Annotated in this window: 27 protein-coding genes and 1 pseudogene; 18 read left to right on the top strand and 10 right to left on the bottom strand. The window is 61.9% G+C overall.

All coding sequences use genetic code 11. The features are described 5' to 3' along the window. Positions 1-201: 201 nt before the first annotated feature. Positions 202-411, top strand: coding sequence for a hypothetical protein (locus NXY83_RS08950; protein WP_258805738.1), 210 nt, complete (start codon positions 202-204; stop codon positions 409-411). Between the two features lie 426 nt (positions 412-837). Further along, positions 838-1,017 (top strand): CsbD family protein, encoded by a 180-nt coding sequence (locus tag NXY83_RS08945; protein ID WP_258805737.1) that lies wholly within the window; start codon positions 838-840, stop codon positions 1,015-1,017. 114 nt (positions 1,018-1,131) lie between these two features. Here NXY83_RS08945 and NXY83_RS08940 read toward each other — a convergent pair whose 3' ends face one another. Continuing rightward, positions 1,132-1,653, bottom strand: coding sequence for a hypothetical protein (locus tag NXY83_RS08940; RefSeq protein WP_258805736.1), 522 nt, complete (start codon positions 1,651-1,653; stop codon positions 1,132-1,134). A 183-nt stretch (positions 1,654-1,836) separates the two neighbouring features. After that, positions 1,837-2,169: an NIPSNAP family protein gene (locus NXY83_RS08935; protein ID WP_258805735.1), complete on the bottom strand. Its 333-nt coding sequence runs from the start codon at positions 2,167-2,169 to the stop codon at positions 1,837-1,839. A 1,157-nt stretch (positions 2,170-3,326) separates the two neighbouring features. Here NXY83_RS08935 and NXY83_RS08930 point away from each other — a divergent pair. Further along, positions 3,327-4,520: a type III polyketide synthase gene (locus tag NXY83_RS08930; protein ID WP_258805734.1), complete on the top strand. Its 1,194-nt coding sequence runs from the start codon at positions 3,327-3,329 to the stop codon at positions 4,518-4,520. Between the two features lie 697 nt (positions 4,521-5,217). Here NXY83_RS08930 and NXY83_RS08925 read toward each other — a convergent pair. Beyond that, positions 5,218-6,540: an ISL3 family transposase gene (locus tag NXY83_RS08925; protein WP_425327182.1), complete on the bottom strand. Its 1,323-nt coding sequence runs from the start codon at positions 6,538-6,540 to the stop codon at positions 5,218-5,220. A 308-nt stretch (positions 6,541-6,848) separates the two neighbouring features. Between NXY83_RS08925 and NXY83_RS08920 the strand changes: the two genes are divergently transcribed. Together NXY83_RS08920 and NXY83_RS08915 are read left to right on the top strand one after the other, a co-directional pair. Then, entirely contained in the window at positions 6,849-7,271 is a 423-nt protein-coding gene (locus NXY83_RS08920; protein WP_258805732.1) for a DUF4383 domain-containing protein, read from the top strand. 329 nt (positions 7,272-7,600) lie between these two features. Beyond that, the gene (locus NXY83_RS08915; RefSeq protein WP_258805731.1) at positions 7,601-8,209 is read left to right on the top strand and encodes a flavodoxin family protein; all 609 of its coding nucleotides are present in this window, start codon (positions 7,601-7,603) and stop codon (positions 8,207-8,209) included. 197 nt (positions 8,210-8,406) lie between these two features. Here NXY83_RS08915 and NXY83_RS08910 read toward each other — a convergent pair whose 3' ends face one another. Then, positions 8,407-8,700 (bottom strand): DM13 domain-containing protein, encoded by a 294-nt coding sequence (locus tag NXY83_RS08910; RefSeq protein WP_258805730.1) that lies wholly within the window; start codon positions 8,698-8,700, stop codon positions 8,407-8,409. Between the two features lie 548 nt (positions 8,701-9,248). Between NXY83_RS08910 and NXY83_RS08905 the strand changes: the two genes are divergently transcribed. The 6 genes from NXY83_RS08905 to NXY83_RS08880 all read left to right on the top strand — a co-directional run bounded on the left by NXY83_RS08905 (position 9,249) and on the right by NXY83_RS08880 (position 12,954). After that, positions 9,249-9,641, top strand: coding sequence for a cupredoxin domain-containing protein (locus NXY83_RS08905; protein ID WP_258805729.1), 393 nt, complete (start codon positions 9,249-9,251; stop codon positions 9,639-9,641). Positions 9,642-9,652: 11 nt separating this feature from the next. Next, positions 9,653-10,114 (top strand): hypothetical protein, encoded by a 462-nt coding sequence (locus tag NXY83_RS08900; protein WP_258805728.1) that lies wholly within the window; start codon positions 9,653-9,655, stop codon positions 10,112-10,114. A 179-nt stretch (positions 10,115-10,293) separates the two neighbouring features. Further along, the gene (locus tag NXY83_RS08895) at positions 10,294-11,061 is read left to right on the top strand and encodes a CHRD domain-containing protein (RefSeq protein ID WP_258805727.1); all 768 of its coding nucleotides are present in this window, start codon (positions 10,294-10,296) and stop codon (positions 11,059-11,061) included. 24 nt (positions 11,062-11,085) lie between these two features. Further along, complete coding sequence (locus NXY83_RS08890; protein ID WP_258805726.1) at positions 11,086-11,766, top strand: class F sortase; 681 nt, start codon at positions 11,086-11,088, stop codon at positions 11,764-11,766. 49 nt (positions 11,767-11,815) lie between these two features. Continuing rightward, positions 11,816-12,454, top strand: coding sequence for a hypothetical protein (locus NXY83_RS08885; RefSeq protein ID WP_258805725.1), 639 nt, complete (start codon positions 11,816-11,818; stop codon positions 12,452-12,454). Positions 12,455-12,510: 56 nt separating this feature from the next. Next, positions 12,511-12,954, top strand: a complete 444-nt coding sequence (locus tag NXY83_RS08880) for a cupredoxin domain-containing protein (protein ID WP_258805724.1) — start codon at positions 12,511-12,513, stop codon at positions 12,952-12,954. Between the two features lie 29 nt (positions 12,955-12,983). Here NXY83_RS08880 and NXY83_RS08875 read toward each other — a convergent pair whose 3' ends face one another. Continuing rightward, complete coding sequence (locus NXY83_RS08875; protein WP_258805723.1) at positions 12,984-13,568, bottom strand: sigma-70 family RNA polymerase sigma factor; 585 nt, start codon at positions 13,566-13,568, stop codon at positions 12,984-12,986. Positions 13,569-14,128: 560 nt separating this feature from the next. Between NXY83_RS08875 and NXY83_RS08870 the strand changes: the two genes are divergently transcribed. After that, positions 14,129-14,671, top strand: a complete 543-nt coding sequence (locus NXY83_RS08870) for a hypothetical protein (RefSeq protein WP_258805722.1) — start codon at positions 14,129-14,131, stop codon at positions 14,669-14,671. 95 nt (positions 14,672-14,766) lie between these two features. On the opposite strand, the gene NXY83_RS08865 is transcribed toward NXY83_RS08870, so the two are convergent. From NXY83_RS08865 to NXY83_RS08855, 3 genes are all read right to left on the bottom strand, one after another. Continuing rightward, the gene (locus NXY83_RS08865; protein WP_258805721.1) at positions 14,767-15,036 is read right to left on the bottom strand and encodes a hypothetical protein; all 270 of its coding nucleotides are present in this window, start codon (positions 15,034-15,036) and stop codon (positions 14,767-14,769) included. 263 nt (positions 15,037-15,299) lie between these two features. After that, positions 15,300-15,881 carry a ferritin-like domain-containing protein gene (locus tag NXY83_RS08860; RefSeq protein ID WP_258805720.1) on the bottom strand — a complete coding sequence of 194 codons (582 nt, stop codon included), beginning with the start codon at positions 15,879-15,881 and terminating at the stop codon, positions 15,300-15,302. A gap of 53 nt (positions 15,882-15,934) precedes the next feature. Then, positions 15,935-16,225, bottom strand: a complete 291-nt coding sequence (locus tag NXY83_RS08855) for a ferritin-like domain-containing protein (RefSeq protein ID WP_258805719.1) — start codon at positions 16,223-16,225, stop codon at positions 15,935-15,937. A gap of 430 nt (positions 16,226-16,655) precedes the next feature. Between NXY83_RS08855 and NXY83_RS08850 the strand changes: the two genes are divergently transcribed. The 5 genes and pseudogenes from NXY83_RS08850 (at position 16,656) to NXY83_RS08835 (ending at position 19,298) form a co-directional block, all read left to right on the top strand. Then, positions 16,656-17,150 (top strand): hypothetical protein, encoded by a 495-nt coding sequence (locus NXY83_RS08850; RefSeq protein WP_258805718.1) that lies wholly within the window; start codon positions 16,656-16,658, stop codon positions 17,148-17,150. Between the two features lie 314 nt (positions 17,151-17,464). Further along, positions 17,465-17,845 (top strand): Hpt domain-containing protein, encoded by a 381-nt coding sequence (locus NXY83_RS08845; protein WP_309484130.1) that lies wholly within the window; start codon positions 17,465-17,467, stop codon positions 17,843-17,845. Between the two features lie 76 nt (positions 17,846-17,921). Then, a pseudogene (locus tag NXY83_RS21035) lies at positions 17,922-18,012 on the top strand (helix-turn-helix domain-containing protein); the annotation flags it as partial. Positions 18,013-18,283: 271 nt separating this feature from the next. Then, positions 18,284-18,835, top strand: coding sequence for a TetR/AcrR family transcriptional regulator (locus NXY83_RS08840; protein WP_258805716.1), 552 nt, complete (start codon positions 18,284-18,286; stop codon positions 18,833-18,835). A 193-nt stretch (positions 18,836-19,028) separates the two neighbouring features. Continuing rightward, the gene (locus NXY83_RS08835; RefSeq protein ID WP_309484129.1) at positions 19,029-19,298 is read left to right on the top strand and encodes a hypothetical protein; all 270 of its coding nucleotides are present in this window, start codon (positions 19,029-19,031) and stop codon (positions 19,296-19,298) included. Between the two features lie 373 nt (positions 19,299-19,671). On the opposite strand, the gene NXY83_RS08830 is transcribed toward NXY83_RS08835, so the two are convergent. Beyond that, the gene (locus tag NXY83_RS08830; RefSeq protein WP_258802807.1) at positions 19,672-20,940 is read right to left on the bottom strand and encodes an IS110 family transposase; all 1,269 of its coding nucleotides are present in this window, start codon (positions 20,938-20,940) and stop codon (positions 19,672-19,674) included. Positions 20,941-21,313: 373 nt separating this feature from the next. On the opposite strand from NXY83_RS08830, the gene NXY83_RS08825 reads away from it, so the two are divergent. Then, complete coding sequence (locus tag NXY83_RS08825) at positions 21,314-21,757, top strand: sigma-70 family RNA polymerase sigma factor (RefSeq protein WP_258805715.1); 444 nt, start codon at positions 21,314-21,316, stop codon at positions 21,755-21,757. A gap of 327 nt (positions 21,758-22,084) precedes the next feature. Here NXY83_RS08825 and NXY83_RS08820 read toward each other — a convergent pair whose 3' ends face one another. Then, the gene (locus NXY83_RS08820; protein WP_258805714.1) at positions 22,085-22,291 is read right to left on the bottom strand and encodes a hypothetical protein; all 207 of its coding nucleotides are present in this window, start codon (positions 22,289-22,291) and stop codon (positions 22,085-22,087) included. Positions 22,292-22,834: the final 543 nt, after the last annotated feature.

Raw genomic sequence — 22,834 nt, 5'->3', positions numbered from 1 at the left:
AGCTAATCGTAGGAACTCCCCCGCCCCGAGTCACCTCCCGAGACCCCCTAACGGACGCGTCGGAAAGCCAGGACACAGGCCCCCGCCGAAATTTCCGCTCCCCCGGTTGGCTGCCGCCTCGTTGTCCCCTACCCTGAATGTAGTAAGTAAGCTGACTAAATCGGCGGGCGGTCAAGCCGCCAACAGTGATCAGGTGCAGCGATGAGTGACCCACGGCGGACAGCGCGATGCCTCATAGAACTGAAAATCATCAGCCTCGAAGGGCTCTGGCTCAGATACTGGGGCAACGGCGGCAGTGCCAGTGCCTTTGACTTCGATGCCTTCCAGTACGGGATCCGCGAACCTCCCCCATACGAACTCGCCGTCCTCGCCTGGGTTATGGAGGACCTGGAAGCGGACTCCCCGCACTGAGCCCGACCCGTTGCCCGGCACGGACGGAGAGCCCGTTGAAGTACTGCGTCTGACCCCTCACCGCCGGAGACCTGAACGGTGCGATCGATACTGTCCTCAGCATCAAGACTTCCGGTCAAATGATGGACGCGGAACGTTTAGCGGGTCTCGCCCTGGACCTGGACCAGGACCAATCCATTCGTGAACTATCCACTCACGCCAAACCAGCTGCGTTCCTGCCCCCGCCGGCCGGGGCGCACCTCAAGCTAATGACCCTATGCAGCCAACAAACCCCTCTATAGGGTGGCGGCGGTAGCGGCCCTTGGTGACTCACCGGCACGAAATTACTGCGGTGGCACTGATCCGCTGCTGGAGGTGGGTGGTTACGATGGAAGTGCCAGCCCCGCGGGGTGTCCCTGCCGGGGTTCCGACCGAAGGGATAAGACCATGGGCTTGGGAGATAAGGCCCGTCATGCGGCTGAAAAGCTGGGCGGCAAGGGCAAGGAAGCTGCTGGTGAAACCAGCGGCGATGACCGCCTGAAGGCCGAAGGCAAGGGCGATCAGGCGAAGTCGGACCTGAAGCAGGCCGGCGAGAAAATCAAGGACGCCTTCAAGAAGAAGGACTAGGAACCAGGACGCCGGCTTCCGGAACCACAAGGCGGAGCGGACCCGTCCCCCGCAGCGGAGGCACGGTCGCCGAACCTGCCTCCCCGGAAATGGCCGGGCATGAAGCGCACGGGGTCAGAGGTAGGCATCCTGTGCCGAGGCCCCGGATACGGGCGTGCTCTGGGCAGTAACGCCGTCGCCCCTTGGAGCGCGCTCTTCGGCACTGTCCCCTGCCTCCGGTTCGGTTGTCTGGGCCGCTTCTTCGCCGGTGCCCCTAAGGAGTTCCCGGAGTGCGACAGCGGCGGTGGCGAGGGCGGCCACCGCGCACAGCAGCAACAACATTCTCCGTTGTCCCTGGCTTGCCTGCTTCAACGGCGGGACAACAGCGGCACGGGTCTTGCGCGGTGTTTTGGGTGGGACCCGGCCCGGTCCTTCCTGGAGCCGGGGCCTCACCCGTTCCACCCCTGCGCCCAGGTCCTCTGCCAACCGGCGCAACTTGGTCTGGGCCCGGGGCGAGGCTGCTTCCCGGCCGGTGTCCAGACCGGACACCGCCCGTTGCAACGCGGCCACGAGTCCGGGGGTGGCCCATTCCTTCCCCCGTGCCGCCTTGGGTGCCAGGTTTTCCTGAAGATGGCGGGCCCTGGTTAAACGGTCCATGCGCTTCGGTGTGCGCTTTGACGTGTGCACGGCTGCCTCCCGAGAAGTCGATGAAATGTCAGCCAAGCCTACGACCCTGGACCTGTCCGGGAACAGGGTAAGTCGGATCAAAAGCCACCGCTTTTGATGCGGCGTGAAAGGGGTCGGCAGCTGTCGGGGCGGGCATCGCGGGGAGCCCTTTTCCTAGTGGGTCCCTGCAGGGGGCAGGTCGCCCGGCAGGAGCGGACGCATGAGGGTCCGGTCGTGGCGGATCACACAGCCGGAAGTGTCACGGATGCGGTCGGCTGCGATGAAGTCAGGGTCCACACCAAAGAGCTGGCGGTACTGCTCGTAAGCATCCAGCGACGGGAAGGTAAACAAGGCAAGCGCCTGATCGCTGGCACCTTCGCCCGGCAGGAAATAGCCATGATGCTCCCCGCCATGACGGTCAACCAGCCGTATCCAGGCTGCGGCGAAGGCTTCGAACTCGGTGATCTTGGCAGGATCAATCGTGTAGTGCACGACGCAGGTAATCATCGAACCATTCTGGGCCAAGGTGAGGAGTGCGAGAGCAGCACTTGGACTCGGTACCATCATGAATCGGGCTTTTCTCACGGGAGTCATCGCAGTGGCTTCCTGATGACATAGTCAGAATCCTGTCAGTGTTTCCCGTGGCCAAGGTCGACAATCGCGTTGTTCAATGTAGCCGAACGGCACCTGAGTCAACCAGTTCAACCCGGGCGACTGTATCCTCGAGTCGAGAAATCAGAGGCCTTGAGTCGCGGACGGAGAGCTGTCCATGATCTCCTGAACCGCCAGCGTGATGCCTTGATCCAGTGCGGCACGACTGTAGGCAATGATGTGCCGGCGGTGGTCAGCCTTATTCATGATCGTGGGCCTCCCATGCCGCCACAGCAGAGTAACCGTCTGCTTTTTCGTATAGGGCTCGCCGCTCTACTCCTTCGCCCCGGAGCCAGAGCACGTCGATCGCAGGTGCCACGTCATCAACGTAACCGCACCGGACCAAGTTCCCGTCCTTCCATACCTGGACCTGCCGCCCAACCAGATCAGCCCAATTCTGTGTAAGTCCACTGCCCGCAAGGTTGCCCTTCACGTTAAACAGACGGTCTGCGGTTCCTAGGTCGCGCCTGGCGCCTGTCAGGGACAGGCACCCGGCCAAGTGCCCCGCGCTCTCACTGGGTAGAAATACCCGTGCGAGTGAGAGGGACCTCACAAAATGAATGCCATTCATTTTTAGCAGATAGGCTTACGGACGTCAAAGGAGCCGGGCCACAGGGAGCTTTACCCTCCTGGCGCTCAAACCCCCAAACGCTGGGGTCCCATCCTGCTCACGGCCGCCGGACAAACTTCCCGAACCAGTGACTGCCGTTTGACGCAAATTCCGGCCGGGATGGTTCGCCACGGTAGCCCGTCGCTCGGAACTGAACACGACCTCTGCCCGGTCATCAGCCCATGTACTCCACGGGCGCTGGGCAGGACATGCGCCGGTATCTGAACCGTCACCGGTTGGTGGGGGGTCCGGTCACCCGTTGGTTATAACTGAAAGCTCTTGCAGGAAATTGCTCCGGGAAGGAGCCGACAAACGCGAGGGCCTCAGCGGGCCAAACCCGAGCTGAGTCCCACCAATATGCAGGCAGCTTGTCTTATCCCAGGTACTCGCTAAGTATGAGTCAATGACGGTTTACGTGCGATCACTTGAAACTGCAGTCCCGAAAACCATGCTGATCCAAACAGAAGCCCGTGACGTGTTTGCAGCCCAACCAGGATTGTCCAGGCTTGGCTCACGGCTTGTCAGCACCTGTTTTAACTCTGCTGCCATCGACACCCGCTTCACAGCCGTCGAGGAATTTACCAGGAATTACCCCTCGGATGATCCGCAGTCCTTCGATCCGTCCATCGGTTTGCTGCTGAACCCCGGCACCAAGGTCCGCAATCACATTTTCGCCCGGGAGGCAACCAAGCTGTTCGTAGAGGCGGCCCGCTCTGCAGTGGATGCCTGCCAGGAACTTGATGCCCTTGACATCACTCATCTGGTGACAGTTTCCTGCACCGGATTCTTCAACCCCGGACCGGACTACAAAATCGTCAGGGAGCTTGGCCTGAACCCCGCTGTCCAGCGCTACCATCTTGGGTTCATGGGCTGCTATGCCGCGTTTCCAGCTCTGCGTGCCGCAAAGCTCTTCTGCGAGGCCGACCCGGATGCCGTGGTCCTGGTGGTCTGCGCGGAGCTTTGTTCACTGCATGTCCGTGCCTCCAATGACCCGGACACCATCATGGGATCAGCCCTGTTCGCCAACGGTGCCGCCGCCGCGATCGTAACAGCACGGAGTGGCTCCGAGAAGAAGGCCCTGCTCCAGCTGGACCACTTTGAAACTGTCCTCACACCGGTTGGTGAGGATTCGATGGCCTGGAACATTGGTGACCACGGATTTGAAATGGTGCTGGGGAATTATGTGCCGCACATCATCGATGACCATATCGTGGGCGCCCTGAAGCCCCTTCTGGCGAGGGATCCAGAGCTGGAGGCACTCCCCTACCCCTCCATCCGGCACTGGGCCATCCATCCCGGCGGCAGAAGCATTCTGGACAAAGTCCAGGCCCGGCTCGGCCTCACCGATGAGCAACTGGTCCCCGCGCGTGAGACGCTGCGCAACTACGGCAACATGAGCAGCGCCACAGTCCTTTTTGTCCTCAAGCACATCCTGGAACAGGCGCCCGAGGAAGGGGACGAACGGATTTGCTCCATGGCCTTCGGGCCGGGACTGACGGTGGAAACCGCGCTGTTCACCAAACTCCGGCAGGCGCCCGGCGCAGTGTTTTCCGGCCACATGTACGACAGCCTGGCCACCGAGGTACCGGTCCCCTGATCCCGCGAACCATTCGGTTAGCACCGGGTTGAAAGTGCCGGTGCGTGCAACGGTATGTTGCGGCTATTCCCTGGACTGTCCTCTCACGTTAGGGTCTGCAGGGGCGTTACTTACTTTATGGAGTGTAAGTAGGTAACGCCTTTGGGAATTGAGTAGAGGCGGCCTGGGACGACTACGTCCCCTTGCCTGGCAGTTGTGGTGCCGGTGGTGCTTCCGGGAACCGCGTCCGGGAAGGGTGGCGCGGACCCCGGCGTGTCTGGGCGCAGCCCAAAACGGGCGATTGGAATGAGCCGGGGGTCAAGCGGAACCAACGTGCTTCTACTTATCGTCTCCGCCGGAGTTCCAGGCGCCTTTGGTTGGTAAACTCGTGGAGTCTGACCATAGACAACAAAAGTGCCGGCACCTGTAATGTGTGGGCACTTTTGTTTCTCCCGCCAAAGGTATTTTCGGGCTATTGCAGTAAAGCGGGGAAAGTGTGGCTGCGTCACGCGGTGGCCGTGACGGCAAGGCGCGCCGCTGGCCCCTTCTGCCTGGGCGTCACTCGATGTCGGCGGGCGTATTTCTGGTCATAGAGCTTGTCACTGGGACCGCGTTGGTTCGATTAAAACGTGCACAGCCTGCAATTGCCGCCGATTCCGCCACCAACCATGCCCTTCCGCACAGTTCAACTCAGGGGAACGTATCCGGGTCTTCGCATTTAGGCATGGTTCGTCTGTTTGATTCGGTAGGGTCGGTGGCCGCCGGCGGCAAGTAGGCATCTGAGTCTGTAGTTGGGGAAATTACGGAACCCACGGGCGATACGGCGGGTGGTTTCGATGACGCCGTTGATTGCTTCTGTGGGGCCGTTGGAGGCGCCGCGGGTGTCGAAGTAGGCCAGGATCGCGGCCTTCCATTGTTTGAGTGTTCGACCGAGCCGGGCGACTTCCGGGATCGGACAGGACGGGAACGATGCGATGACCTCGTTGACGAGCCCCCTGCCGCGTTCCGGGCGGGAGTGGTAGATGTTCCGTAGCTTCTGATAGCACTGCCAGGCCAGGGTGACTTCGTGGCCGTGGTCCCCGGCGGTGAGTTTCGCATCGAGCCTGGCGGCCTGCTTCTCGGTCAGATGTTCCGCGCCGGTCTGCAGAGTCCGCCGGATACCGTAGAGCGGATCTCCCTTGCGGCCCCGGTGGCCCAGGGTCTCCTGCTGGACCCTGCGGCGGACCTCGTCGACCATGGCCGATCCCAGTTTCACGACGTGGAAGGCGTCCAGGACGGTGATCGCTTCGGGCAGCTCGTCGCGGATGGCGTTGGCGTAGCCGCGGAACGGGTCCAGCGCCGCGGTCTTGATGCCGGCGGTGAACCCGGCGCCTCGGTCCTTTAGCCAGTCAGCGTAGGCCTTCCCCGACCTGCCCGGAACGAGGTCCAGCAACCGGGCATGAACTCGACCGTGGGCGTCACGGGTGTGGTCCACGATCCCGGTGACCATGCCGGACCCCGGCGGACCTGTGTGGGACCAGACATGTTCGTCAACACCAAGCGCGTTCACCCCGGACAGCCGCTCGGTGATAGCGATGCGCCGTGTGGCTTCTGCCCTGATGGCGTCCCACGCTGTATGCCACGAAACGCCGAGCTGATGGGCCAGGGCAGAGACAGACGTATCGAAACGCTGCAGCCCATCGGTTGCCCATCTGGCGGCCCTGGCCGTGAGCTTCGCCCTAGGTCCGGCCAACTGATGCTCCTCGGTGAACGTCGTTCGCGGACAGTCATTGTCGGGGCATCGCCAGACGCGCTTGGCCCATAGCAGCTGCACTGGCCGGCCGAAACACGGAATGTCATGGAGGCGGACCTGGCGGCGGCCGTGCCCCACAGCGACGACGCCGCAGTCAGGGCACCCGGTGAGGTCCTCGCCGGTCTCGACGTGCAGAAGCAAGCCCGTCACGGTTGCAGTGACGGCACTGATGTGGACGCCCTCGACATCGAGCAAGGCATCTGCCCGCATGCACCAGCGCCCGCCGGAACAAGACATAGAGTTATTCATGTCAGGGTCTCTTTGCGTATTGGTTTGCTTGGTCGCTACCAATTCAAAGAGGCCCTGACCTCATTCCCCCTGCACCACGCCGCAGCCAACGTACGAGCGCCAGCTTCAGACCGCCCTACCCATGCTCATCTGCGAAGAGCCACGTATCCAACCGCTTAAAGACATTCAGTCAAACCGGCCTATGTTCAAATGATCCTCAGTGAACTTAGTATGTCGTTAATTGCTTAGCGGATTTCTGGTGGGACAGCCGTTATCCAAGCGGCGGCCAGCGAGATATGGAGTGCGCAATGACTACAGGTGGCAAAGACATGAGCCGGACCAATATCCAAAAAGCCGCGCTGGTGACCGGTGCGGTCTTTTTACTGGTCGGTGTTTTAGGCTTTATCCCTGGCGTGACGACGAACTTCGGCCAGTTGGGTTTCGCCGGGCCCGGTTCGGAGGCCTTGCTGCTGGGCCTGTTCCAGGTTTCGATCCTGCATAACATCGTGCATTTTCTCTTCGGTGTTGCCGGTGTCCTGATGGCCAAGACCGCATCAGGGGCGCGGAACTACCTGATCGGTGGCGGTGCGGTCTACGTGGTCCTGTGGATCTACGGCCTGATCATCGGTCACGACACCCCTGCCAACTTCGTCCCGTTCAACAATGCCGACAACTGGCTGCATCTGTTCCTGGCCATCGGCATGATCGGCGTCGGATTCCTTCTTTCCCGAGGCGCAGCGGCGCGCCGCTAGCGGGCCTCCGCTGATCGCTGGTGCTTTCGGGTACCGGCGCCGGGGGAGTAGAACGTCCATCCTCGCGTGCAGGACGTGTGGGCATCATCGGCCAGCACTACCCAGAACTGAACAGGACGGACGTGGACCCCTGCCTGCCCTGGTTCTGGGAGTGAACCAATGGGTCCGCCGCTACCTCGGCAAGACGGGGTCCGGAACCGGCACTGAAGGGTGCGCAGGAGCAGTCCTTTTGGAGGTGCGTGCCGAATCACAGGGTGGGGCAGCTGCTGCAGCCCCTCAGCGCTTCTGTAGTTGGTCGCGCACCCCCAAATGATCGAGAAGGATGAACCATGGCCGAGCTCACCGCACTTGCCCTTACCTGTTCCCTTACGCCCTCACCGGCACCGTCGAGCAGCGAACTGCTCGCCCGGCACGTGCTCGATGAACTTGAAGGCCACGGCGTGAACACCGCGTCCCTGCGGGTCGTCGATTACAACGTGATGCCCGGGGTGCAGACCGACATGGGCGCAGGGGACGACTGGCCCGGAATCCGGGACCGGATCCTGGCAGCCGACATCCTGGTCCTGGCCACCCCCATCTGGATGGGTCACCCCTGCAGCATCGCCCAACGGGTCATCGAACGTCTCGACGCCGAGCTTTCCGAAACAGACGACGCAGGCCGGCCCATCATGTACGGAAAAGTCGCGATCATCGCCGTGGTCGGCAACGAAGACGGCGCACACAAAGTCATTGCCGACACCCAGCAGGCCCTGAACGACGTCGGTTTCACCGTCCCCGCCCAGGGCGGCACCTACTGGGTAGGGGAAGCCATGCACACAGTGGATTACCAGGACCTGAACAGCATCCCCGAAAAAACCGCCGCCACGACCGCCAGCGCAGCCCGCAACGCAGCACACCTCGCCCGCTCCCTCACCGCCGCCCCGTACCCCGCCGAATGAGCAAACACCCAGTGCCCGGCACAGCTGGGCGCTAAGAACACGCCTCGAGTGGCCCAGACACAACGCCAGGCGGCCCAGGCCGGTCTGGAAGCTTGGTCCACCCTGGCCGTGTGCGGAGGCGCGTGGACCCGGGTGCTTCCCGGAGCTCAGGGGTAGGCGTCTCCTTTTCGAAGCATGCAGTTGGGTCCTGCGGGTGGTCAGGGGCTTAGTTGGGCTGCCCCGAAGGAGACACTGAATTGGACGCACCACAGGTCAACTGACCTGTATTTGGACAGGTCCACCTCCTGGGGGATGTTGTAGAGCTGATTGCCTTGGTTCCCCTTGATCAGCCCGAGGTCGTAGTGCTCGGCGGATCCGGCCGTGAACCAGCCGGCGGTTCCTTCGACCTCGTCAGCGGCGCTCAACCAGACGTGGACGTCCGGGCCGTTCGATGTATCCAGATCTTCCAAGGTCAGCACACGGGTACCGTCTGGCTGCAGAATGATCCGCACGGTTCCTGTGGTCGCGTGTTCGTGGCTGATCAGTGACCCAGACGCCTACTGCACCGGGCTGACAGGAACCTCAGGTGCGGCAGGACCAGACGTTCCGGGAGCAGAAAGTGAGGGACTCGGCTGCGCCTGACTTGCCGGGGCAGCCGCCGACGGGAGCTGTTCATCGACCCGGACATCAACGAACAAGAGCCACGGCTTGAAAACCACCAGCCCGATAAGCACACCAAGAACGCCGACACCCAACACGACGCGCCACAGAAGCCTGCGGCGGGCGGTCCTCGCGGCAACCATGGACACCTCGAACAGTCAACAAACTGGCGCAGGCCGGACAACCATGCCCCATGGGGCCATCATCCGCCCGTGCAGCGTACCGATCAATGCCTGTTACTGACGATTGGACAGAAGGATCCAGATTGATCTCTTCGTAGGTTGACCCAGGAGTCAGGGCAGTCCGTGAGTGCAGGGGCGACGAATAGGAGGTATGGGGTAGTTTCCTGATGGGCGCGCCGTCCGGTGTGTGCAGGACAAGATCCCTTGAAGGGGTTGTCATGAGAACGATCAACCGTGTTCTGACCGTAGCTGCCGCCGTGTCGATGGTGGCCATCACCGGGTGCGCCGGACAGGGCGGGGACTATTCCGCCCCGCCTGCGGCCGGTTCCGCTGCCCCGTCAGCGAATGGATCGGCCCAGGCCGGCGCAGCGGTCATCACTATCAAGGATTTCAAGTATGAGGTTCCGGCGTCGGTGAAGCCGGGGTCGATGGTGACGGTGACGAACGCTGACAGCGCTCCGCACACCGTCACTGCCAAGGGTGAGGGCGGGTTTGATGTGGAGGTCCCGGGAGGCGGAACGGCGGTCGTCCAGGCGCCTGATGCCCCGGGTGAGTACGAGACTATTTGCACCTTCCATCCGCAGATGACCGGGACGCTGGTCGTGAAATGAACCACCCTGGAGTGAAAGAGCATGACCGGTCCCTGTGGGTGTTGCGTGCCGGTGCTGCGGCGGGTCTGGTGGTCAGTGCCGTGGTCCATGTCCAGCTCGCCCCGGGCTACCAGCAGGCAGCCCCGGGCGGTATCGGCCAGGGCACGCTGTTTCTGGTCCAGGCCGGAGCCGCTGCCCTGGCAGCCGTGTTCGTGCTGCTCAAAGGCTCCCGTACGGCTTTCGCTGCCGCTGCCGTGGTGGCGTTGTCGTCCCTGGCTGCGGTCATCCTTTACCGGTATGTCCAGGTTCCCGCTATCGGGCCGTTGCCTTCGATGTATGAACCGGTCTGGTACACGGCCAAGGTCATCACTGCCGTTGCGGAAGCGGCCGCCGGGGCACTGGCGGTGGCCGGGTACGCCCTGCTGCACAAGAGCCGGGCTGGATCGGGGCGAGTTGGTGTGTGGGGCCGGCGCCGCGGCGCCCCGGCTGCCTGACCTTTCGTCCGGTGACCGCCCGGAAAAGGCGCGTCCAGGCACCCCCACGGCTGTGGCCTGCAGAAATATGTGAAACCGGCCACATCCGCACCCATCCTTTTCCGGAGCGGTTGCGAAGTACTGTTGTCCCCTCTTGGGGGCATCAACATCACACGCGCGTGTATGAGGAGATTTTTCCAATGAATAAGACACTCCGCTTTATGGCTGTTCCCACTCTCGCTTTGGGCGTCCTTGCCCTTTCCGGTTCCCCGGCCATGGCCGCCGACCAGTCCTACCAGACCACCCTGGGCCAGCTGAACGGCAGCTCAGCCTCTGGCACCGTCACCGTTGACGTCACGGGCAACCAGGCCCACGTCGTCCTGAATGTTTCCGGCCTGCCGGCAACGTTCATGGACGCCCCGTACCCGCACGTCCAGCACATCCACGGCGGCAAGCAGGGCACCTGCCCGGACCCGTCCGCTGACAAGGACGGTGACGGCGTCATCAACACCACCGAGGGTGATCCGGCCTACGGCCCCATCCTCACCACGCTCTCCACGAGCGGGGACACCAGCCCGGCAGCCGGTACGGACCTCAAGCTCGCCGGCCAGGGTGCTGCCTACACCGTTGACCGGACGTTCGAACTGAATGCCGAGACCAAGGCTTCCCTGGAAGCAGGCACCGCAGTGGTGGTTGTCCACGGCCTTGACCCGGCCACGTTGAGCCCTGCCGCGCAGGCGGCGAAGAGCGATATCGTTCCGAGCCTTCCGCTTGCCGCCACCTCCCCCGCCCTGTGCGGGACCTTGACGGCCGGGCAGATGAAAATGCCCGCAGGCGGCGCAGCAACCGGTATCCCCACCGAAACCGGCACCGACACCGGAGCCCTCGCCATCGGTTCCGGCCTGGCACTTGTCGCCCTCGTCGGCGGAGCCTACGTCGTCCGCCGCCGCACCTCCGCAGCAGCCTAAGCACGAGCTGATCGGATCAATACAGTGACACCCAAGAACGCCAGCCGCCGTGGGGGCCCCCTGGCCTCCACGGCGGCCGGGGTTCTGCTCCTGCTCACCCTGGCCGGCTGCGCCGGACCCTCCACCACCCCGGATGCCGGATCGGCACCTTCGGCCTCGGTCTCAGCTCCTGTTGCGCCTGGCACCCCCAGCGCTCCCCCGCCTGCGGCCGCCCCCGCCGCGGGGGCACAACAGCTTCCGTCGGTCATGGCCGCTTCGGCTCCCGTCACCCTGACCATTCCCTCGATCTCGGTCCGCACGGACCTGATCCACCTGGGACTGGAGGAGAACGGCTCCCTTCAGGTGCCCCAGGACGACGGCAACGGCGCACCTGCCAGCTGGTACGACGGCTCCCCCACACCCGGGGAACGCGGACCTTCAGTGCTGCTGGGCCACGTCAATTCACCCAACGGCCGTGGCGGCGTTTTCGCGGACCTGCGCAAACTCACCCCCGGCGCTGAAATGACCGTCTCCCGGGCAGACGGCAGCACCGCCGTGTTCATCGTTGACCGCGGCGCGCTCTACCCCAAAGATAAGTTCCCCACTATTGAGGTCTACGGCAACACCCCCGGGTCCGAGCTGCGGCTGATCACCTGTGACGGCTATGACGCCGCCACCGGGGAGTTTGATGACAACTACGTCATCTACGCCACCCTCAAAGCCTGACAACGGCCGCGAACCCCTGGAAATGGGGGCGGTCAGGATGGAAAGAGCGATGAAACAGCACAAGCCCGTAATGGCCTCACTGGCCATGGCCGCCCTACTGCTCTCCGGCTGCGCCACAGCGGCCGGATCCGTCACCGCACCATCGAATCTCCCGACACGGGCACCTTCAGCTGCTTCACCCGAGGCCGGGCCCACGGACAGTCACGGGGGCGGGCACCACGGCGGATCATCATCCCCTGCCGCCAAGACCAATGGGCCCAGCGAGGCTGCCAAGATGGTCTGCGGTGACCAGCCCAAGGACCGCCTCACGTCAATCCTGGACCTTGAGCAGGACCCGCACACCATCAACGACTGGGCGGACAGCACGTTCACCTGCACGTACCACCTGGACGAAGGGGACCTGGTCATCTCCGTCAAGGAAGCCAAGGACAAGGCCACGGCACTGACCTACTTCGATGCGATGCAGGCCCTCGCAAAAGACGCCACACCCATCGAAGGCCTCGCGAACCTCGGCTTCCCCGCCTACGAAACCACCGACGGATCAGCGGTGTTCCAAAAGGACAGCTTCATCCTCCACGTGGACGCCACAGACCTGCCTGCCACTTTGGGACCGGACAACATCACCAGGAACGCCCTGGCCTACCAGCTCTCCACCACCATCCTCGCCTGCTGGATCGAACACCCCTGAGCAGTTTCTGCACAACCAAGGAACCGCCCTGGCGGATCCCACTGAAAGGTTTACTCATGAAGGCAAGCAAAAGAACCGGCAGCGCGCTTGGACTAGCGGCAGCAGCAGTGGTGCTGGCCCTGTCCGGCTGCGGGGGCATGTCCGGGTCCGGCACCACAGCGGCCCCCACACTGACCGAACAATTCCCCTCAGCTCCTGCCGCCACCACAGAACCTGCTCCTACAGCTTCCGGTACGGGCTCAACATCTGCGGCGGCCGCGGCGGAAATTCTGATCAAGGGCTTCAAATACCAGGGAGCGGAAACGGCGAGCCCCGGAGCAGAGATCACCGTCATCAACGAAGACGCTGAGGCGCACACCATCACCGCTGACACCGGCAACGCGTTCGACGCCAACATCCAAGTCGGCACCGGCACCTTCACCGCCCCCACCGAGCCCGGGACGTACCCCTACCACTGCAACTTCCACGGCAACATGAAAGGCACCCTCACGGTGAAATAACGCCCTGGGGATGCCCAGCACGGTTACTCTTATCCGGCACCTTCCCGGCCCAGGCACTGGCGCATGTTGCGGAAGCCGTCACGGATGCGGGACTTGACCGCCGGCAGACTCAGGTTCAGGGTGCCTGCCACCTCCGCGTACGTCTGCCCGTCCAAATATGCGAGGGTGATCGCTTCGGACTGGGCGCGACTTAGCGTGGACAGGCTGGCGCGAATTTTCTCATCCTCCACCCTGCGCAGAATCAGCTCTTCGACAGAATACTGGCCCAGCGCCGTTGTCTCGCGGTGATGCCGGGAATCACGCTCAAGACAGGCCTGCTCCCGCCGGACAACCTCGACCGCACGGCGGTGGGTCATCGTGAACAGCCACACCAGCGGCTCACCCCGGGAAGGATCAAACCGGCCCGCCGATGACCACACCTGGACGAAGACTTCCTGCACGACCTCCTCGGCCAGCTCCGGCCTTTGGACCACCTTCATCGCAAGGCCGAACAAACGTCGGGCGGCGCGCGAATACAAGTCCCTGAAAGCGTCCACGTCACCCTTGTCGACCCTGTTCAGAAGCCCCAGCAGCGGATCCGGGCCAGCCACAATGCTGCCCCCAATTGCGGCCATTGCCGCGTTTACCTGCAAGGTTGAGCCCGCAGGCCCACCAGACCAATAACGGAATCTATTTCAGTTTTGGGGGTATTCACGTTTTTAGCTCCGTACTGTTCAAAAAGGGGAAAGCACTTCACATCCCCCCGAACGTATCCCGGGAACCAGCCGAAAACCACAGAAACGTCAATGAAGTCTTCAGCAAATGACAAAGAACATGGGAAGTTGTCACAGTCGAAGCAAGAAAAATCCCTTTTTTGTCCTGCTCCCAACGCCTTGGAACAATGCCCGGACATCTTCGTCCAACTCCTGCACGAGCTTGCCTTCTGAGGCCCCTCGTGCCGAGCGGGAACATCCGCAAGGCCCGCGGTTACGAACGCCATAGAAAGGATGCCTGAGCGTCTGTATCTGAGGGGCTGGAGAGGAGATGAGGATGACTACCGCGTGCAGCGTCCTGCTCCTTCCCGTGTCATTCCTGACAGGGATAGCGGTAACAGAAGCCGCACCTTCTCGTTTCAAGAGCGCGCCGCGGTAAGGGCGTAGCGTAGGCATATGTGCAGGAAGGTCAAAGACTGCCGATGAGAGAAGTGAACCTGAAGCCGGCGCCCCGAAGCTGGGTGGAAAAGGTCTACGACTTGGGTAGCCTGCATGTCCTTCCGGCGGCGGTAATCCTGCTGTTCGCGTTTCCTCCCTTGAGTGCCATCGTGGGACATTGGCCGGCGCTGGCCATTCTTATTCCGGCCACCATCGCCCTGACGGCGCTGATCTCGCTGCCGGTCATTTCCATGCAAAGACGACGCGTCGCCCGGGACACCGAACAGGGTCTTTTCCAATGCGCCCTTCGAGGAAGTGAATCAACGCTCAAGCGGCAGTGGGCAAGAGGATACGTGAAAGCAGAACCCGGCCGGCTCCTCTTTCAAGCCATGACCGAGCCGAACGGACTTGGACACATCGAAAGCTACTCAGGGCTGCGACTGATCGGCCAGCCGGTAAAGGCCAACTGGTTTACCTTCCCAGGGCGTCGGGTCATAACGATCAGTACCGATAAAGGGACCATAATGTTGGCAGCTTCTTCCGCAAGCCTGAGGCTGCTCACAGAAAAATGCCTGAGCAACCGCTAGAACGTCGCTCACCCCGGGCCAGCCGAAAAAAGGCGATACCCTCGCATCCGGCAAGTGACCAGGACGACCACAGCACTGTCCCGCAAAGCTGCGGCTTATTCGCGCTTTCGGGGCTGCGTTGCATCAAAGAACTGCACTTCCCCGCTGATGTCGCGTGTACCGAGACCCGTGCCTTTCTCGCGGAGGAAATCCAGATCCTCACGGGAAAGCAGCATCTGGCCGTGCGCATCAACGTCAATATGCCCTGCAGCACTTTGCTTGATCCTGGCACTGACAGTACGCGGCACCATCACGCATCCCGGATTATCCAAAAGCCACTGCCGCGTCTCTGAATCAAGCCGGTCCCACTCTTCTGCGAGTGTCATCCCTTTAGTTCCACCCTTCCCGTTACCCAAATACAAGGCCTGAGGATCCCGCTAAGAGTACGACGCAGGTCAAAAGAAGAACAGTGTCTCCCATATGGAGAACGCCCGGACCGTTCGGGCATGCGGCCTAGCTTGACGGCGAACGTGAGTGGACAGGCGGAAGGATTCCCTCCTCTGCCCAGCGGGCAGCAGAGGAGGGAAACGGCGCCTACCGCACGCGGCGTCCTTCTCTTGTCCCAGTCGGGGTGGCTGCCCCCCCCCTTTTATTTGCCGCTGCTCCTGTAGATCTTTCCGTTGACGCCTTTAGGGAAGAACCCGCCGAACCTGTCTGATTCCGCGGTCAGGTAGACGATGTTCAGGACCTGCGCCGGGGTACGGCTGAACGCGAGAGCGTTGGTGTCGGCCGGCACCAGGTTGGCTGCCTCGGCTGTTCCGATGCCCTGGTCGAGGTCTGTTTTGCCGTCCAGGCTGTCGCGGGCGTCCGAGATGGCCTGCGCCGGTGCCTGCAGGTCCCGGGCGTACATGGTGGTTCTGATGATGCCCGCATGGTAAGCCTCCACGGCAAGGATGCCGGCGGCCGCCTCGAGATAGGTCTTGTTGTCGATAAACGGGGCGGCACCCTTATAGGCGGTGACGCCGACGTCTTCAAAAATGAATGCCCCAAGCAGGAAACTGGTTTCGTCCGCGAACGGATTGAACGTCTGGCCCGCCTTGATGAGTCCGGCGGCGACGGCGGCGGCGGTGAAACTGGCCTCAAGGTCGATCTTCGGTCGTGCCACCGCGGCCTTGCCCAGGGCACTGCGGAGGAACCGGACATGGGCCTCTTCATCGGCGGCGATCTCCACCGCGTACTTTTGGATCAGGCTGCCGGGTGAAAACGGGACCTTACTGCCGCCGGTTACTCCGCCTTTCTTGCCCTGCCGTCCGTGAGGCTGTCGGCCAGACCTGCGCCCGTCACTGCCCGCAGGTAAAACTCGGCCTCAAGGTATTCCAGGTTCAGCGCGAAGTTCAGGATCGCTGAATCGCTGGGCCCATCATCATCGTCATCAGCGGTTGCCGACGTGGCCGATAGCAACGCCACCGTGCCGCCGATCCCTGCTGCACCGGCGGCTCGAAACAGCCGGCGGCGGTCAACGCCGTCTTCCGCGCTCCGGGCCATTGCATTGGTAATGAATTTCTGCTCAAACATTCTTGTTTTCCTGCCATTCAAATGAAATGGCGGGGGCAGGACCTAATCCTTTAGCGCACCCCAGCGCTGCGACACCCTCGTCGCCACGGCCAGGCCGGCCATGATAACCGTCACAGTACCCGCCCGGACCACGACGAGGAAAGAGCCCAAGCCGAACTCCCGAAAAAGAACTGCAGTCCACTATTCCCCCATCCGATGCCTGACCCGCAGCCCGCCAATCCACCACCACTTTCCTTACCGCAGGCCGCCCAGTCTGTACCGGAGCAGGTTCCGGTACAGCAACCGTGGCTTTCGGTCCAAAACGCCTTAGACGTTCCTGAACCCGAGGAGTGAGTGTCTCCACACCGCTACAAAAGGCGATGCTCACCGAGTGCTGGCCCAAAAACCCGGAGAGTTCTAGCCTGATAACGGTTAGAGGAAGGCCCAGCCTATGACCTATCTCGTCTGCCCTGAAAGGCCGATCCGGTGGATCGACCTTGCCGCAGTGGTGTGCTTCGAGGCTGTGGAAATGGGTTTAGATCTCGCCGGGTTGTCCTGGCTCCCCTCAACGCGGCGCTGGGATGGCAACACGCTTCCGTTGGCGCTGGCGCACGGTACAACTTGCTCGACGGGAATTATCGTTCCTGCGGAAGTTTATGTTTCCGTTGACAGAGCCCGAAAACTGCAGGATTTCTATCTGCAACTGCGACAGGCCACGACGGCTGAGGGAAGGGTCGCCGTCGACATCAGATCCACACAGCGGGCAGCGATCGAGGCACGCGGGGAGCGGGAGATTAGGCGCGAATGGGCCGATGCCCTTTCTAAGGCACGGACGGAAGCGGACATGCTGATCGCCCAGAAACCACGACCAGAGCTGCTGCATCACTGGAATCGGTTGACCAACTCGCAGGAACGGTCCGGTCCACACATGAGAAGGTCGGAGTGAGCGCCGACCTTCAGATAATGCGTTCAGTCGGGTTGCAATGGAGAAGCAGCGGCAGTTCCCAACGCCGCGGGGCCTGGATCGCCAGCTTCGGAGATCGCTTGACCCTGATGATGGCCAACCTTCATGGCCCCCAAGGCAAAAGAGCCCCGCTTGCTCAAGAATTCTCCAATTCTTTTTCCAATAAGCCTGGACCAAATAACTCCCACCTAAGTTAGGGAAGGACGCATAACCGCACCAACGCCCAACTCAGTGAGCGGACGGCCCAGCGGGAAAGGACGGCCGTGACTCACCCTGGCGATGCAACGCAGCCGTTGGTGGACCAGTCCGTGCTCGACCGGCTTAAAGAAGAACTAAACCACGACGGGGACGGATACACCCGGATCTTTGTTGCAAACTTCCTCAACTTCCTGCCACACAGACACGAGCGGCTGCGGCTGGCGCTAACCACCGGAGACCTTCAAGGAGCGGTCGATGCGGCGCTGAGCTTGAAAACATCCGCCCAGATGGTGGGTGCCGAGCGGCTGGCCGCTCTGGCCATGGATTTGGAAGCCGAACTGCGTAGCGAAGCCACCCGCTCCGACGTGACGGCTGTGCTGCCACGGCTGGCAGTGACATTTTTGAAGCCAGCCATCAAATGCAGCAGGCAGACCATCGACAGCCTCAGCCCCTACGGATCAGAAGATTTCAAGCGGTAGGTCTACTTCACCGTTGGAACTGCGGCGCCCAGAAGCTCCCCCCTTTCAAGACCGCACCCAGACGGGGTGGGGAGTGCGCCTGGTAGAAGGCGACGAAACCCGCTGCGCAGGTTGCACGCGATCTCGGAATGTCCCGAGCAACGTTTTATAGACGTCACGACCGCTAAAGGATTACCCCAATGGCACCCACCCTGAGGCGACAAGCATCACAGACTGCCGTCAAAAAACGATCAAATCCACAGGATGGAGAGGCCGGCGACGGCGATTAGGTTGCGGATGCAGGCTGGTTTTCCTGCCCCTACCTCAAAGCGTACTGACCGGTCTGTCTGATTGAGTGTAGTGTCTGCAGTGATGGAACATTCTCGAAGCCCTTTAGCTGACCCGCTTGACACTTCTGCCCCTTCACGGCCGTCTCCAGTTGGCGCGCGGGAGCGCATCATGGTGGCCGCTTTCGAATTGTTCGGGCAGCGGGGCATCCGCGCTGTCGGGATAAATGACCTGATTTTGCGCGCAGGGGTTGCCAAGGCCACGTTCTATGGACACTTCGCCTCCAAGGATGAGCTGGTCCTCGCTTTCCTGGAACGCTGCCATCAGAACCTCACTGTTGAGCAGATCATCGCTGAATGCAGAAAAAGGTCCGAGGACCCAACAGCCCAGTTACTGGCCATCTTCGATGTTCTGGACGGGTGGTTCCGCCGGGATGACTTTCAGGCCTGCGCGTTCGTGAGCACCATGCTGGAAATGGGCCCCACCCATCCCCTGGGAGAGGCATCCATCAGCTATCTGGCCCAAGTAAGAGCCTTCATGCAAACTCTCGCCGAGGAGGCGGGTTTCGACCAACCGGACGTTTTCGCCCGGTCCTGCCACATCCTGACGAAGGGCTCCATTATCTCAGCGGTCGAAGGAGACAGGGAGGCAGCCATCTTGGCCAAACGTATGGCCGTTTCCCTCATTTCCGACCACGGGGGCCTCGCCACTAATGGCCGGTAGCGGCCTGGCAATGGCCGGCAACCGAATCCATAACAACCACGCCTGACACACGCTCTTCCCCCCGTGCCGGGAAGCAGCTGACTCTGCCCCACCTTGTGTTTCTCCGGCGAACGATGATCCCGCAGTTCCGCTTAGCGTCCTTGTGCAGGGCGCTAAGTTTTGAGACCGCTATAGCCAAACGGACCACCGCACCTTGTTGAAAAGAGCCATCATCGCGTACTCACAGTTCGACCAGTTCCTCCAGGAAGCCACCTACCGTGAACAGGAGTCAGACTCGACTCTGGACGGGGACTCCTTCTACGGCCTCTACACCAGCTGGTGCAGCGTGTCCCATAACACCCCACGGACAGAGCACACCTTCTGGGCCGCAATGAGACATCGCGTCGGTTCCGGACATGGCCTGCGCATGAAGGGGCCGGCGGCCGCAAACTACATCCTGACCAGCAACCCGGCCTTGGTATGAACCTCAACATGACCACAACGTCAAGCAGTTACTTTCCACGGGACACGCATCAGCCACGGGGAAAACGCCCCTGGTGCCCAACATGTGACACCGACCTGCACCTCGAGGTTGCATCGCCGACCGTTCCTGGGCGACAGGCAGGCGCTCTCGTGGTGGCCGTCCTCTGCTCCAATTGCCGCAGGTCCCGGGTGCTGGACACTACAGCGGAGCATCTGGCCGCCCTGTCCGCGCAGCCAACCCGTGGTTGTCGGATCCCACATCTGACGGCCCCGTGAACCGTCTAGTCCGAAAATGAGATGCGGCGCCTGTGGTTGGCGCGGGTGTGGGTGTCCGGGGCAAAGTAGAGCCGTCGGCGAGTCCTGAAGATTGGAACTTAGGCTGCCCGGGTCAGGGTGACGGTGTAGCCGAGGGCTTCGAGTTGGCGGACGTGGTTGCGTTTGCTGGTATCGGGGTTGGTGTGGCGGCTGAAGTGATCGGCGCCGAGGTCGCGGAAACGTACATTGGGATCCTGCAGCAGGTGCCAGACGATGACGAGGATGGAACGTCCGATGGCGACTATGGCGCGTTTCCTGCCTCGTCGCCGGGCGATCCTTCGGTAGCGTTCGCCCAGGAACGTATCTGTCTTTCCGGCCACGACGGCTGCCTCTCCCAGGACCCGGGCGAGATAGCGGTTGCCATGCCCGGTCGAGCCGTTGCCCTTAGTCTTCCCGGCGGAGGAATTGATGCCTGGAGAGAACTTCGACCAGGAACAGAGGTGCCCCGCGGTTGGGAACCGGGTCATGTCGGCCCCGATTTCGGCCAGGATAATGGCGGCGGCGACGGGGCCGATGCCCGGGATCTCATCCAGATGCTCCGCCGCCCCCGCGAAAGGGGCCAGTTGCACCTCGATCTGTTCATCGACCGCCGTGATATCGGCATCGATCCCGTCGATCCTGGCCAGCATCCGTGCCAGCAGGAAGCGGTGGTGGTCATCAAAGTGGCCGCTGAACGCCTCCTCGAGTTCGCTGATCTTCTTCCGCATGCTTGCCCGCGCCAACTGGGCGAGCACTTTCGGATTCCGTTCGCCGGCGATGAGCGCCGCCATCATCTCCCGGCCGGACACCCCGAAAATATCCGAAGCCACGACGGAGAGTTTGATGCACGCGTCCTCAAGGAGTTTTTCGACCCGGTTCTTTTCTGCCGTCCGCGCCCCGACGAGGTCAATCCGGTACCGGGTCAGGTCCCGCAGCCGCCGGATCGGGGCGGGCGGGACAAAACTGGGCCGCAGCATCTGCCGTTCGGCGACTTTGCACAGCCAGACCGAGTCGAGCACGTCGGTTTTGGGACGTCCCGGCAGATGCCTAACGTCGCGCGCGTTGACCAGCCACGGTTCGAGCCCGTGAGCCTCGAGGAGATAGAACACCGGCTTCCAGTAATCGGAGGTTGCCTCCATCACCACCCGCTCGATCCGGAGATCGACCAGATGGTTGGCCAGTTCCCCCAGGGATCGGCTCATGGTCGAATGCGTGGACACCTCCTGTAACCGCTTCTGCGGGTTCCCGACCGCCGGGACCCGGACACAACACACGAGTTCGGCTTTGCCTATATCCAGGGCCGCGACCCTGGCAATGATCTGCTCCTCATCCTGGGATTCGGCCAGCATGGCCTACTCATCTCCTCACCCGACGCCCCGCTGAATGGATAAGCGGCCGCCCGTGGGATCACCGGGAAAATCGGAATCTAGTCCTCGTTCTCGGCTAACGAAACAGTGAAGGGCCCACAGCGTGATCCCCAGCGCCCGGCTAGCTGACGGCCTGAATGAACCATAGAACCACGGCGTCGGCAGGCGACCACAAGGACATTTTCAGCCCGGAACGGGCGTCCCGCAAGGGACACAAAGGCTAGCTGAGCAAAATGTTCCACCTCCGACCGACCATGCCCCGGACTGTCTTGCCGGTCTGCTGCTGCACACGGCACAGGGCGATCAGCCAGCATTCAGTGAGTTCTACCGCCGCACATCCCGACAGGTCACCGGATTGGTCCAGCACGTCGTTATCAACCGGGAACTCAGCGAGGAAGTGGTCCAGGAAATATTCATCATCGTCTGGCAGGACGCCGCGAAATACCAGCCGGCCACCGGCACTCCTATGGCTTGGCTGATGACCATCGCCCACCGAAGGGCAGTCGACAAAGTCCGGGCAACCCAAAGCAGCCGCAACCGTGACCATCGATGGGCGACGACCGCGCCAAGCGCCTACGACGGCGTACTCGATGACGTGACAGACAAGATGGACGCCCAAATCCTCATCGCTTCATTGGCATGCCTCTCGGCCCTGCAGCGCGAATCCATAGTCCTCGCCTATTTCGGCTCGTTGACCTACCAGGAAATCTCCGTGAAGCTCTCAGTACCGCTGCCCACGATCAAATCCAGAATCAGGGATGGCATCCAAAAGCTCCGGACGCAAATCGAAACTCCATAGCCAGGCGACACATGGAACGAACAAGCCCATGTAGATTCCCCGGCCAGGCCGTGCACGTGCATTACTTCCAGGGCCACGTTCGAACCGAGCCGCTATGGTCCTTTCGGCGCACTTGGGCATTTCCCGTCGAGTTGGAGTGCCCTAAACAATGACCATCAAGGGCATCATGAAAGACCGCGGCCCGCCACGTCGACGGACTCCAAGTCCTATGCCCGTTCCCGGAATAAAGACCCGGCCCCACCCCCCTCCTTGCAGGCTTCTCACACCCTTAGAAGGAACGAGACGGTTCCACGTCCGCAGGCTGTGTCCCAGGACAGCGCACGAATCTCACGACCACTCCAGGGCGTTGTCCTCCAGCGCCCAGGCCAGGATTTTCAGGTCAAAAGCGTCGAGGGAAGTGAGTTCATAGAGGTAGGCCTCAAACTCCATCAACCCTGCGTTCCCGCCGTTCCCCCGGTACCACGCCCACAGGAGTCGAAGTGAGACATTGTCGTCGCGGACCAAAACCTGGGCCAGCATTCGTGGATCTAGCATGACAAAACCTAGCCACTGCCGCCGGCACCCAACGCAAGGCAAGGACAGTAATTAATAACCTCCAAATCGGAGGAGCCTTCTCATGATCCCAGACCCCGCCTCACAAGTCAGCCACTTACGCCCAGGACGACAATGAGCGATGCGCTGGCCATAAACGGCCGTCCTTTGAGTCCCCGCTGCTGTTAGCCCCTGCCGTTGATGCCCTGTCGCGTCATGGCATTCAGAGCATCAACGCCGCCTTGAACGCTTCCAGTTGCTGCGAGCTCCGTCAGCTTCAAGAGCAGCGCCTTTACCTTTCCTGCGCCGGGAGCTGCTGAATGGATCTCTTCGTCAACCTCACCGGCACTTGTTTGTGGCACCTTGGCCACGTCATCAGTGACTTCCGATAACCGTGCGTTTGTTGCCGGCTTTGTGGTCCTTGAGACTGGCGTGCCCGCACTGATCCGGCAGGGGTGCCTGCAGCCCTGCACTTCAAGGACCAGCACCCCTGCAGGTCATTGACCTGACGCGCTTCCCGCGCTATACCTGCACATAAGTCAAGCA

The sequence above is a fragment of the Pseudarthrobacter sp. NS4 genome (genome assembly GCF_024758005.1).
Classification (GTDB): Bacteria; Actinomycetota; Actinomycetes; order Actinomycetales; family Micrococcaceae; genus Arthrobacter.
The sequence above is the reverse complement of the archived record's forward strand: the minus strand, read 5'-3'. Positions and strand labels throughout refer to the sequence as shown.

Excerpts from the sequence above, each read along its gene's own strand:
- NXY83_RS08885 (WP_258805725.1), top strand. The coding sequence starts at position 11,816 with ATGAAACAGCACAAGCCCGTAATGGCCTCACTGGCCATGGCCGCCCTA.
- NXY83_RS08820 (WP_258805714.1), bottom strand. The coding sequence starts at position 22,291 with ATGCTAGATCCACGAATGCTGGCCCAGGTTTTGGTCCGCGACGACAAT.
- NXY83_RS08855 (WP_258805719.1), bottom strand. The coding sequence starts at position 16,225 with ATGTTTGAGCAGAAATTCATTACCAATGCAATGGCCCGGAGCGCGGAA.
- NXY83_RS08935 (WP_258805735.1), bottom strand. The coding sequence starts at position 2,169 with ATGATTACCTGCGTCGTGCACTACACGATTGATCCTGCCAAGATCACC.
- NXY83_RS08920 (WP_258805732.1), top strand. The coding sequence starts at position 6,849 with ATGAGCCGGACCAATATCCAAAAAGCCGCGCTGGTGACCGGTGCGGTC.
- NXY83_RS08830 (WP_258802807.1), bottom strand. The coding sequence starts at position 20,940 with ATGCTGGCCGAATCCCAGGATGAGGAGCAGATCATTGCCAGGGTCGCG.
- NXY83_RS08895 (WP_258805727.1), top strand. The coding sequence starts at position 10,294 with ATGAATAAGACACTCCGCTTTATGGCTGTTCCCACTCTCGCTTTGGGC.
- NXY83_RS08950 (WP_258805738.1), top strand. The coding sequence starts at position 202 with ATGAGTGACCCACGGCGGACAGCGCGATGCCTCATAGAACTGAAAATC.
- NXY83_RS08940 (WP_258805736.1), bottom strand. The coding sequence starts at position 1,653 with ATGGACCGTTTAACCAGGGCCCGCCATCTTCAGGAAAACCTGGCACCC.
- NXY83_RS08870 (WP_258805722.1), top strand. The coding sequence starts at position 14,129 with ATGAGAGAAGTGAACCTGAAGCCGGCGCCCCGAAGCTGGGTGGAAAAG.
- NXY83_RS08905 (WP_258805729.1), top strand. The coding sequence starts at position 9,249 with ATGAGAACGATCAACCGTGTTCTGACCGTAGCTGCCGCCGTGTCGATG.
- NXY83_RS08945 (WP_258805737.1), top strand. The coding sequence starts at position 838 with ATGGGCTTGGGAGATAAGGCCCGTCATGCGGCTGAAAAGCTGGGCGGC.
- NXY83_RS08930 (WP_258805734.1), top strand. The coding sequence starts at position 3,327 with ATGACGGTTTACGTGCGATCACTTGAAACTGCAGTCCCGAAAACCATG.
- NXY83_RS08850 (WP_258805718.1), top strand. The coding sequence starts at position 16,656 with ATGACCTATCTCGTCTGCCCTGAAAGGCCGATCCGGTGGATCGACCTT.
- NXY83_RS08925 (WP_425327182.1), bottom strand. The coding sequence starts at position 6,540 with ATGAATAACTCTATGTCTTGTTCCGGCGGGCGCTGGTGCATGCGGGCA.
- NXY83_RS08865 (WP_258805721.1), bottom strand. The coding sequence starts at position 15,036 with ATGACACTCGCAGAAGAGTGGGACCGGCTTGATTCAGAGACGCGGCAG.
- NXY83_RS08840 (WP_258805716.1), top strand. The coding sequence starts at position 18,284 with ATGGTGGCCGCTTTCGAATTGTTCGGGCAGCGGGGCATCCGCGCTGTC.
- NXY83_RS08915 (WP_258805731.1), top strand. The coding sequence starts at position 7,601 with ATGGCCGAGCTCACCGCACTTGCCCTTACCTGTTCCCTTACGCCCTCA.
- NXY83_RS08880 (WP_258805724.1), top strand. The coding sequence starts at position 12,511 with ATGAAGGCAAGCAAAAGAACCGGCAGCGCGCTTGGACTAGCGGCAGCA.
- NXY83_RS08875 (WP_258805723.1), bottom strand. The coding sequence starts at position 13,568 with ATGGCCGCAATTGGGGGCAGCATTGTGGCTGGCCCGGATCCGCTGCTG.